General features: G+C 68.5%; 8 protein-coding genes. All 8 read right to left on the bottom strand.

The genetic code is table 11. The annotated features are described in order from the left end of the window. Window positions 1–3,053: DNA polymerase III subunit alpha (gene dnaE, locus D183_RS0109565; protein WP_017908796.1), on the bottom strand; the 3,053-nt coding region annotated here is incomplete at its 3' end. 159 nt (window positions 3,054–3,212) lie between these two features. Beyond that, on the bottom strand, window positions 3,213–3,908 hold the full coding sequence (locus tag D183_RS0109560) for a ribonuclease HII (protein WP_026143203.1): 696 nt from the start codon (window positions 3,906–3,908) through the stop codon (window positions 3,213–3,215). After that, on the bottom strand, window positions 3,905–5,188 hold the full coding sequence (gene lpxB, locus D183_RS0109555; RefSeq protein WP_026144339.1) for a lipid-A-disaccharide synthase: 1,284 nt from the start codon (window positions 5,186–5,188) through the stop codon (window positions 3,905–3,907). The genes D183_RS0109560 and lpxB overlap by 4 nt, the downstream gene beginning before the upstream one ends. 23 nt (window positions 5,189–5,211) lie before the next feature. Further along, window positions 5,212–6,003 (bottom strand): acyl-ACP--UDP-N-acetylglucosamine O-acyltransferase, encoded by a 792-nt coding sequence (gene lpxA, locus D183_RS0109550; RefSeq protein ID WP_017908793.1) that lies wholly within the window; start codon window positions 6,001–6,003, stop codon window positions 5,212–5,214. Window positions 6,004–6,022: 19 nt separating this feature from the next. Beyond that, window positions 6,023–6,493 (bottom strand): 3-hydroxyacyl-ACP dehydratase FabZ, encoded by a 471-nt coding sequence (gene fabZ / locus D183_RS0109545; protein WP_010344048.1) that lies wholly within the window; start codon window positions 6,491–6,493, stop codon window positions 6,023–6,025. Next, a complete protein-coding gene (gene lpxD / locus D183_RS0109540) occupies window positions 6,490–7,512 on the bottom strand; it encodes a UDP-3-O-(3-hydroxymyristoyl)glucosamine N-acyltransferase (protein WP_017908792.1) in 1,023 nt (340 codons plus the stop codon). Before lpxD ends, fabZ begins: the two co-directional genes overlap by 4 nt. A 338-nt stretch (window positions 7,513–7,850) precedes the next feature. Further along, window positions 7,851–10,271 (bottom strand): outer membrane protein assembly factor BamA, encoded by a 2,421-nt coding sequence (bamA, locus tag D183_RS0109535; RefSeq protein WP_017908791.1) that lies wholly within the window; start codon window positions 10,269–10,271, stop codon window positions 7,851–7,853. Between the two features lie 80 nt (window positions 10,272–10,351). Beyond that, window positions 10,352–10,876 (bottom strand): site-2 protease family protein (locus tag D183_RS0109530; protein ID WP_017908790.1); only part of this gene is annotated, 525 nt, incomplete at its 5' end.

The following is a 10,876-nucleotide window of genomic DNA, read 5'->3' as shown; positions in this document are numbered from 1 at the left end:
TTCTCGCCGTCGCCGCCGCCACTGCGGCCGCCGCCGGATTGCGCGCAGATCTTCTCCAGCGCGCTCAGGTCGCAGCCGACCAGTTCGCGCACTTCGTCGCGGTACGGATCGAACGGATGGCCGCTGAGGTAGAAGCCCAGCGTTTCGCGCTCGCCGGCCAGCAACTGGCCCAGCGGCCATTCCTTGCTCTCCGGCAGGTCCAGGCGCAGCGCCGGGGCGCTGGTATCGGTGCCGCCGAACAGCGAGTTCTGCCCGGAGGCGCGCTCGCGCGCCATCTGCTCGGTTGCCTTCATCACCTCCGGCAGCTGCAGCATCAGCGTGGCGCGGTTGGCGCCCAGCCCGTCCATCGCGCCGGCGTTGATCATCGCCTCGAGGGTGCGCTTGTTGAGCTTCGCCGACTCCACGCGGGTGCAGAAGTCCAGCAGCGAGGCGTACTCGCCGCCACGCTCGCGCTCGGCCACGATCGCCTCGCAGGCGCCGCGGCCCACGCCTTTGATCGCGCCCAGGCCGTACTGGATGGTGTCCGGCGTGGCCGCCTCGAACATGTAGGCCGAGGCGTTGATGCGCGGCGGCAGCACGGTCAGGCCGAGGTTGCGCACCTCGTCGAGGAAGCCGACCACCTTGTCGGTGTTGTCCATGTCCGAGGACAGCGTGGCCGCCATGAACTCGGCCGGGTAGTGGCGTTTCAGCCACGCGGTCTGGTAGCTGACCAGCGCGTAGGCGGCGGCGTGCGACTTGTTGAAGCCGTAGCCGGCGAACTTCTCCATCAGGTCGAAGATTTCGTCGGCCTTGGCCTCGCCGACGCCGCCCTTGGCCGCACCCTCGCGGAAGATCTCGCGGTGCTTGGCCATTTCCGCCGGCACCTTCTTGCCCATCGCGCGGCGCAGCAGGTCGGCGCCGCCCAGCGAGTAGCCGCCGACGATCTGCGCCATCTGCATCACCTGCTCCTGGTACACCATGATGCCGTAGGTGTCCTTCAGGATCGCTTCGGTGCGCGGATCGGGATAGACGATCTCCTCCTGCCCGTGCTTGCGCGCGTTGAACGAGGGGATCAGGTCCATCGGGCCGGGGCGGTACAGCGAGACCAGCGCGATGAGGTCCTCGAAGCGGTCGGGGCGGGCGTCCTTCAGCAGCCGGCGCATGCCCGAGGATTCGAACTGGAACACCGCACCGGTGTTGCCCGAGGCGAAGATGCCCTTGTAGGTCGGCGCGTCGTCGAGCGGGATCGCGGCGATCTCCACCGGCGGGATGCCGGCGCGCGCGTGGCGCACGTTGATCGCCTTCACCGCCCAGTCGATGATGGTCAGGGTGCGCAGGCCGAGGAAGTCGAACTTGACCAGGCCGACCTGCTCGACATCGTCCTTGTCGAACTGGGTGACCGGGTTCTTGCCGAAATTGTCGACGTCGTGTTCGGCGAACAGCGGGCAGAAGTCGGACAGCGGCGTCGGCGCGATCACCACGCCGCCGGCGTGCTTGCCGGCGTTGCGGGTCAGGTCCTCGAGCTGCCTCGCCAGGTCCATCAGGTCGCGGACGTCGTCCTCGGCCTGGTAGCGCTGGATCAGCTCCGGCGAGGCCATCTCGCTGTCCTTGCCTTCGCCCATCGCATCCTTCAGCGTGATGCCGAGGATGTTGGGGATCAGCTTGGCGACGCCGTCGACCAGGCCGTACGGGAAGCCGAGCACGCGGCCGCAGTCGCGCACCACCGCCTTGGCCGCCATGGTGCCGTAGGTGATGATCTGGCTGACCCGGTCGCGGCCGTACTTGCGCGCCACGTAGTCGATCACCTCGTCGCGGCGATCCATGCAGAAGTCGATGTCGAAGTCGGGCATCGACACGCGTTCCGGGTTGAGGAAGCGCTCGAACAGCAGGTTGTACGGCAGCGGATCCAGGTCGGTGATCTGCAGCGCCCACGCCACCAGCGAGCCGGCGCCGGAACCGCGGCCCGGGCCGATCGGGATGCCCTGGTTCTTGCCCCACTGGATGAAGTCGGCCACGATCAGGAAGTAGCCGGGGAAACCCATCTTGATGATGGTGTCCAGCTCGAACTCGAGCCGGTCCACGTAGTCCTGGCGGGTCTTGCCGGGCGCCAGCGGGTTCTTCTCCAGGCGCGCGGCCAGGCCGTCGCGCGACTGGCTGCGGATCCAGCTGTCCAGCGTCTCGTCGTCTGGCACCGGGTAGGCGGGCAGGAAGTAGGTGCCCAGCTGCATCTCGATGTTGCAGCGTTGCGCCAGCGCCAGGGTGTTGTCGATGGCGTCGGGGATGTCGGCGAACAGCGCGGCCATTTCCTCGGCCGACTTCAGGTACTGCTGGTCGCTGTAGTCGCGCGGTCGCTTGGGATCGTCGAGCACGCGGCCGGAGGAGATGCACACGCGCGCCTCGTGCGCGGCGAAGTCGCTGGCGTACAGGAAGCGCACGTCGTTGCTTGCGATCACCGGCAGGCCGCGGGTGCCGGCGGCGTGCAGGGCGAACTGGTTGAACGCCTGCTCGCCGTCGCGGCCGGTGCGGGTCAGTTCCAGGTGCAGGCCGTCGCCGAAGATGCGCTGCCAGTCGGCCAGTTGCTGCTCGGCCAGATCGTGGCGGCCTTCGCTGGCCAGGCGCCCGGCCAGGCTCTCGCGGCCGGCCAGCGCGAACAGGTTGTCGCTGCCGGTCTGCAGCCATTCCGGGCGCAGCGCCACGCCGCCTTCGCTGCGGTGGCCTTCCAGCCAGGCGCGGGTCAGCAGCCGCGACAGGCTCAGGTAACCGTCGCGATTGCGGCACAGCACGGTCAGCCGCCACGGCGCCTGGGTGCCGTCGGCGATCAGCAGGTCGGCGCCGGCGATCGGCTTGATGCCCACGCCCTCGGCGGCCTTGTAGAACTTGACCAGCGCGAACAGGTTGTTGAGGTCGGTGACCGCCAGCGCGGGCAGGTCCAGTTCCACCGCGCGGCTGAGCAGGTTGGCCTGCTTGGCTTTCTTCGGGTCAGCCTGATCCGGTTTCTCGGGCACACGGATGGTCGAATCCGCCAGCGAGAACTCGGTGTGGATGTGCAGATGGGCGAAGCGGGAAGTGGACATGCGGAACCAGAGCGATGCCCGGGCAGGGTAGCGGCGGGGGGCGAGCCGGGCAAGGCTTGACAGCGAGGGGCGGGGATTCAGGAGTGGGGATTGGGGATTCGTTTGCGGTCTCATTGCGCGTTGAGTGCGCGCGATGCCGGCCCGACCCAGTCGAACGTCCTACGCGAGCTGCAGCGACTCCAGCGAATCCCCAATCTCCACGGCCGGCTCCCGGCCCGCCAGGGCCATCCTGACGGGCGCGAAGCTGCGCCGGTGGTGGATGCAGGGACCGTGCGCGGCCAGTGCGGCCAGGTGCGCCGGGGTGGCGTAGCCCTTGTGCAGGTCGAAACCGTAGTGCGGGTGTTCGTCGTGCAGGCGCTGCATGATCCGGTCGCGGGTGACCTTGGCGACGATCGAGGCGGCCATGATCGCGCGGTCGCGGGCATCGCCGCCGACCAGCGCCTCGGCGGCGCAGGGCAGACCCTTGGGCACGCGGTTGCCGTCGATGCGGGCGAAGCCGGCCACGTGTGCCACGCCCTCGACCGCGCGGCGCATGCCCAGCATGGTCGCCTGGTAGATGTTCAGCCGGTCGATCTCCTCGGCCTCGATCAGCACCACCTGCCAGGCCAGCGCGCGCTCGACGATGCGCGCATACAGCGTCTCGCGGCGCGCCGCGGTCAGCTGCTTGGAATCGTCCAGCCCGTTGATGCGGGTGCGCGCCGGATCGAACACCACCGCCGCCACCGCCACCGGCCCGGCCAGGGGACCGCGGCCGGCTTCGTCGACGCCGGCATAGAGCCGGGAATCGGGAGTGGGGAATGGGGAATGGGACAAAAGCGACTGCTGCGGCGACGGCGGGGGAAGGGAGCGCTTCATGCCGTTGCTCCTGTCGATTCCCGATTCCCGATTCCCGATTCCCGGCCCTCCAGCAATTCGAGCACCGCATCGGCCGCGCGCGCCGAGGCGTCCTGGCGCAGCAGCAGGTGCAGGCGTTCGTATTCGGGCTGCAGCGCCGCCACCGCCTGCGGGTTGCGCAGCCAGTGCAGCAGCGCGGCGGCCAGGGCGTCGGGGGTGCAGGCGTCCTGCATCAGTTCCGGCGCCAGGTCGTGGCCGGCGAGGATGTTGGGCAGGGCGTAGCGGTCGACCTTCAGCAGGCCCAGCGCCTTGACGATGCGGTAGGTGAGCGGGGCGACCTTGTAGCCGACCACCATCGGCCGCTTCACGAGCATGGCTTCCAGGGTCGCGGTGCCGGAGGCCAGCAGCACCGCATCGGCGGCGAGCAGCGTGGTGCGGGCGTGGCCGTCCAGCACCCGGGTGGCGGCCGCCGGCAAGGCCGAGCGCGCGAGTTGTTCTTCGATCAGCGCCTTGCACGCGGCATTGGCGGCCGGCACCAGCACGCGCGCGTCCGGCAGCTGCTGCAGCACCTGCGCGGCGGCGGCGAAGAAGGTGTCGCCGAGCTTGCCGATCTCGCCCAGGCGGCTGCCCGGCAGCACCGCCAGCACCGGCACGTCGGCGGCCACGCCCAGGGACGCACGCGCCGCGCCGCGGTCTTCGTGCAGCGCGATCGCATCGGCCATGGGGTGGCCGACGAAGCGCGCGTCCACGCCGTGCCTGGCGTAGATCGGCGGCTCCATCGGGAACAGGCACAGCACCCGGTCGGCGCTGGCGCCGATCTTGGCCGCGCGCTGCTCGCGCCAGGCCCATACCGATGGACTGACGTAATGCACGGTGCGCAGCCCGCGCTGCTTCAGCCAGCGCTCCACGCCCAGGTTGAAGTCGGGCGCGTCGATGCCGACGAACATGTCCGGGCGCCAGGCCAGCAGCCGCTCGCGCAGCGCGCGGCGCAGCTTCAGCAGGCGCGGCAGGTGCCGCAGCACCTCCAGCAGACCCATCACCGCCAGCTCGCTGGCGTCGAACCAGGTCTGGCACCCGGCCTGGCGCATCGCCTCGCCCCCGACCCCGGCGAACTCCGCGTCGGGATAGCGCGCGCGCAACGCCTCGATCAGCCCCGCACCCAGTAGGTCGCCGGAGGCTTCGCCGGCGACCAGGGCGATGCGCAGCTTCGCTGCGCGGGGAATGGGGAATGGGGAATGGGGAATGGTTGAAGCAACAGCAGGGCCGGGGCCGGGCGGGCGACCGCTCTTCCCATTCCCCATTCCCCATTCCCCATTCCCGGCCGTCATCGCAACAACGGCCGCTCGCTGGATTCGATGAACTCCAGCATCGCGCGCACGTCCTCGCTGCCTTCGGCCAGCACCGCCAACTGGTGCTTGGCCTCGGCCAGCGGCAGGCCGGCCACGTACAGCGCGCGGTACGCACGCTTGATCGCGGCCACGCGCTCGGGATCGAAGCCGCGGCGCTTCAGGCCTTCGCTGTTGATGCCGCGCGGGCGGCCCAGGGAATTGCCGCCGACCATGGTGAACGGCGGCACGTCGCCGTTGATCAGCGCGCCCATGCCGAGGAAGGCGTGATCGCCGATGCGGCAGAACTGGTGTGCGCCGGCGAAGCCGCTGATGATCACGTGGTCACCCACTTCCACGTGCCCGGCCAGGGTGGTGTTGTTGGAGAACACGCAATGGTTGCCGACGATGCAGTCGTGGGCGACGTGGGTGTAGGCGAGGAACCAGTTGTCGCTGCCCACGCGGGTGATGCCGCCGCCGCTGCCGGTACCGCGGCTGACGGTGACGAACTCGCGGATCACGTTGCGGTCGCCGATCACCAGTTCGGTGCGTTCGCCGGCGAACTTCTTGTCCTGCGGGTCGCCGCCGAGCGCGACGTGGCCGACCAGGCGGTTGTCGCGGCCGAGCCGGGTCGGGCCGACGATGCTGCAATGCGAGCCGATCTCGCAGCCTTCGCCGATCTCCACCTCGGCGCCGATCACGGTGAAGGCGCCGACGCGCACGTCGGCGGCGAGTTTCGCGCCGGGATCGATGATCGCGGAGGGGTGAATCAGGGGAGCGTTGGCGCTCATCGCAGGTCTCCTGCCAGGGTCATTCGCGGGTGCCGGCGCACAGCACTTCGGCGCAGGCCACGACCTTGCCGTTGACCTTGGCCTCGCCGTAGTACACCGCCATGTTGCGGATCACCCGCTTGATTTCCACGTGCAGCTCCAGCACGTCGCCGGGCACCACCTGGCTGTTGAAGCGGGCGTTGTCGACCTTGACCATGTAGAACAGCTTGGACTGCGCGTCGCGGCCCATCGCCAGCTGGGTCAGGATGCCGCCGGCCTGCGCCAGCGCCTCGATGATCAGCACGCCGGGCATGATCGGCTGGCCCGGGAAATGGCCCTGGAAGTACGGCTCGTTGATGCTGACGTTCTTGTGCGCGACGATCCGGCGGTTCTCGAAATCCAGCGAGACCACCTTGTCCACCAGCAGGAACGGGTAGCGGTGCGGGAGCAGTGCGCGGATCTGGTTGATGTCCGGCAGGGTGGCGTCCGGCAGGGGCTGATCGTGGCTCATTCCTTCTCCTTGCTGACAGACAGGATGCGACGGGCCAGGGCATCGAGCTGTTTGAAGCGCGCGGCGTTCTTGCGCCACGTGCGGTTGTCGGTCAATGGGGTGCCGGACGAGTACTCGCCCGGCTCGTGGATGGAGTTGCGCACGACCGACTTCCCGGTGACCACGACCTTGTCGCAGATCTCCAGGTGGCCGACCACGCCGACCGCGCCGCCGAGCATCACGTAGCGGCCGATCTTGGCGCTGCCGGCGATGCCGGTGCAGCCGGCGATGGCGCTGTGCGCGCCGATGTGCACGTTGTGCGCGACCTGCACCAAGTTGTCCAGGCGCACGTCTTCTTCGAGGGTGGTGTCTTCCAGCGCGCCGCGGTCCACGCAGGTGTTGGCGCCGATCTCGCAATCGTCGCCGATGCGGACGCCGCCGAGCTGCGGCACCTTGATCCAGCGGCCGGCGTCCATCGCCAGACCGAACCCATCGGCGCCGAGCACCGCACCGGGATGCACGCGCACGCGCTGGCCCAGACGCACCCGGGTGACCAGGGTGACGCGGGCGATCAGTTCGCTGCCGGCGCCGACCTGGCAGTCTTCGCCGATCACGCAGCCGGGGCCGATCACGCAGCCCTCGCCGATGACGCTGCGCGCGCCGATGCTGACGAACGCGCCGATGTGCGCGCCGGGCGCGACCTGCGCGCTGGGATCGATACTGGCGCTGGGATGGATGCCGGGCGGTCGCAGCGGGGCCACGTCGAACAGCGCGGCGATCTTGGCGAAGGCGACGTACGGATCGCGCGCGATCAGTGCGGTCCCCGGCGCCGCCTCGGCGTCGTCGGCACGCAGCACCACGATCGCCGCCGTGCTGTCGGCCAGTTGCGCCCGATAGCGGGGATTGGCCAGGAAGCTGAGCTGTCCCGGGCCGGCCTGCGCCAGCGTGGCCACGCCGCGCACCGCGACGCTTCCGTCGCCATGCACCTGCAGGCCGAAACGCTCGGCGATCTCGTCAGCGGTATAGGTCGAAGTATTCACCGGGAGATTCTACCGTGTGCCACCAGCACGGTCATACGTACGGCCGCGTAGGGCGAGCGCGCCGCTCTCGCAACGCTATCCCAGACAGGTCGCGATCAATTGACTGGAGCAAAGCCCCCTTTGGTAAAGGGGGCGCGCCGAAGGCGCGGGGATTCGGAGAGTGATGAGCCGGGGCCCGCGATTCGCAACGCGAATCGTGGGGCGTCAGCGCGAATGCGGTGACGCGCTCGGGGCGCGCCGACAGGCGCGGGGATTAGGCAAGCCAAGCCCCAGCAGGTTTTCGCGCAGCGAAAACCTGGCTGCCAGGGCGCAGCCCTGGCAGCGGGTGGGCAGTTCTTTTAGAACTGTCCACCAAAGGTGAACTGCAGGCGCTCGATCTCGTCGTTGTCTTCCTTCTTCAACGGAATCGCATAGCTGATCGAGATCGGGCCGACCGGGGCCCGCCACAGCAGGGCGATACCGGTGGAGGCGCGCAACTGGTTGGACTTGAAGTTGTCCACGCCATTGAACACGTTGCCGACGTCCACGAACGCCGAAATGCGCGCCGACGGGCTGTCGAACAGCTTCGGGAAGTACATTTCCGCCGAGCCCACGGTCTTGAACGAGCCGCCCAGCGGCTGGCCGCGGCGGTACGAGGCGGTGGCCTCCGAGCGCGGGCCGAGGGTGTTGTCCTCGAAGCCGCGGACCGAGTTGGTGCCGCCGGCGTAGAAGTTCTCGTAGAACGGCAGGCCCGAGGCGGTGACGCTGCGGATCAGGTTGGAGCCGTTGCAGGCCTGCGGGTTGTAGGTCGTCGTGCCTTGCGCATCGCTGGTGTAGGTGCCGCAGATGTCGCGCGACACGTCGCTGCCGTAGCTGTCGCCGTAGCCGAACTCCGCGCGGGTGTTGAGCACCAGCGCCGGCGAGATCGGCCAGTACTTGGAGATCTGGTAGTTGAGCTTCCAGTACTCCACGGTCGAACCGGGCAGGGTGGCTTCCAGGCCCACACGCTGGTACATGCCGCGGGTGGGCATGAAGTAGTCGTTGCGGGTGTCGCGCGCCCAGCCGAGCTCGCTGCGCCAGGCGTGGAAGGTCTTGGTCCCGATCGCGTCGATGTAGTTGATGATCGCCTGCGGGGTGAAGCCCGGATAGGTGGTGATCTGGTTGCTGTCCACGCCGAACATCAGCGAGACGCTGTCGGTCTCGGTGATCGGCACGCCGAAGATCACCTGCGCCGCGCCGTTGGTGCTGTTGTACTGCGCGGTGCCGAAGTCGGAGTAGTCCAGCTTGCGCCACGACAGGTTGTAGCCCAGCGACACGCCGTCGTCGGTGAAGAACGGGTTGGTGTAGGAGAACGCGTAGCGCTCCTGGTAGCTGCTGCGCGAGGCGTCCACCGCGACGCGGTTGCCGCCGCCGAGGAAGTTGTTCTGCGACAGCTGCACCGAGGTGGTGACGCCGTAGGTCTGCGAATAGCCCAGGCCGAAGGTGAAGCTGCCCGAGGTGGTCTCCTTGACGTTGTAGACCACGTCGACCTTGTCGTTGCTGCCCGGCACCGGCGGCGTTTCCACGTCCACCGACTCGAAATAACCCAGGCGCTGCAGGCGGATCTTGGAGCGGTCGATCGCCGCCTGCGAGTACCAGGTGTCCTCGAACTGGCGCATTTCGCGGCGCAGCACTTCGTCGGAGGTGCGGGTGTTGCCGCGGAACACGATGCGCCGCACCGACACGCGCGGGCCCGGCGTCACCTGCAGGTTCACCGCCACCGTGCGCTTCTCGCGGTCGGTGGTCGGGATCGGCGTGACCTTGGCGAAGGCGTAGCCGATGTTGCTCAGGGTGTTGGTGATGGCGTCGGAGCTGTATTCCAGCAGCGCGCGCGAGAAGGTGTCGCCGGCCTTGGGGATCACCAGCTTCTCGATCTCTTCCTGCGGCAGGATGGTGTCGCCGGTGACCTTGATGTCGGAAATCTTGTACTGCTCGCCCTCGGTGATGCCGGCGGTCAGGTACATGTCGCGCTTGTCGGGGCTGATCGCCACCTGGGTGGAGTCGACGCTGAAGTCGACGTAGCCGCGGTCCAGGTACCAGGAGTTGAGCTTCTCCAGGTCGCCGGACAGCTTTTCCTTGGAGTACTGGTCGTCGCGGCGGTACCAGGACAGCCAGTTGTGCTCGCGCGACTCCCAGTTCTCCAGGATGTCCTTGTTGAGGAATTTCTCGGTGCCGATCAGGTTGACGTGGCGGATCTTGGCCGCCTTGCCTTCCTTGATCGCGATGGCCACGTCGACGCGGTTGCGGTCCAGCGGGCTCACCGTCGGGGTGATCTCGACGTTGTACTTGCCGCGGTTGTTGTACTGGCGGGTCAGCTCCTGGGTCACCCGGTCCAGGCTCAGCCGGTCGAAGGTGCCGCCTTCGCTGAGGCCGATGTCGGACAGGCCCTTGAGCAGTTCCTCGCTCTTGATGTCCTTGTTGCCGGTGACGGTCAGCTTGTTGATCGCCGGGCGCTCCTTGACCGTGACCACCAGGATGTTGCCCTGGCGGTCGACGCGCACGTCCTCGAAGAAGCCGGTGCGGTACAGGGCACGGATCGCCTCGGCGACCTTGGCCTCGTCCACGGTGTCGCCGCGTTCCACCGGCAGGTAGGTGAACACGGTGCCGGACGAAATGCGTTGCAGCCCGTCGACGCGGATGTCGCTGGCGGTGAAGGGCTCCGCTACCTGGGCCAGGGCCGGCAGGCTGAGGCTGGCGGCGAGGGCGAGGGCAAGCAGGCGGCGAGTGGGAAATCTCGTCATGTCACGTCCGGTAGAGGTCGATATCGTTGTTGCATGGGCGCCGGCGCAAGACGACAGCGGGTCGAGTGGATCGGCGCGGGTCATCGCAGGGCCTGGCCGAAGAGGTCGTTGTAGAACGCCAACCCCATCAGTCCTGCCAGCAACGTCAGGCCCACGAATTGCCCCGCCGCCATGGCGCGCTCGCTCAGCGGGCTGCCCTTGACCAACTCGATAAGGTAATACAGCAAGTGCCCGCCGTCCAAGATCGGGATCGGCAGCAGGTTCATGATCGCCAGGCTCAGCGACAGCAGCGCCAGGAAATTCAGGAACCAGTCCGGGCCCTGCTTGGCCGAGACGTTGGCGACCTTGGCGATGGTGATCGGGCCGGACACGTTCTTCAGCGAGGCCTCGCCGGTCAGCATGCGGCGCAGGATGCCGAGCGTGTCGCCGGCCAGCCGGCCGGTCTCGCGGAAGGCGACCGGGATCGCCGCCAGCGGGCCGTAGCGCAGGGTGGCGTCGTAGGCCGGGCGGCGCTGCTCGCCGATGGCCACGCCCAGCGTCCAGCGCGGCGCGCCGGGGCCGGCGGCCTGCTTGAGATGGACGTCCAGGGCCAGGCGCTCGCCGTT

This window comes from Xanthomonas sp. SHU 199 (assembly GCF_000364665.1).
Taxonomy (GTDB): Bacteria; Pseudomonadota; Gammaproteobacteria; order Xanthomonadales; family Xanthomonadaceae; genus Xanthomonas_A; species Xanthomonas_A sontii.
The sequence above is the reverse complement of the archived record's forward strand: the minus strand, read 5'-3'. Positions and strand labels throughout refer to the sequence as shown.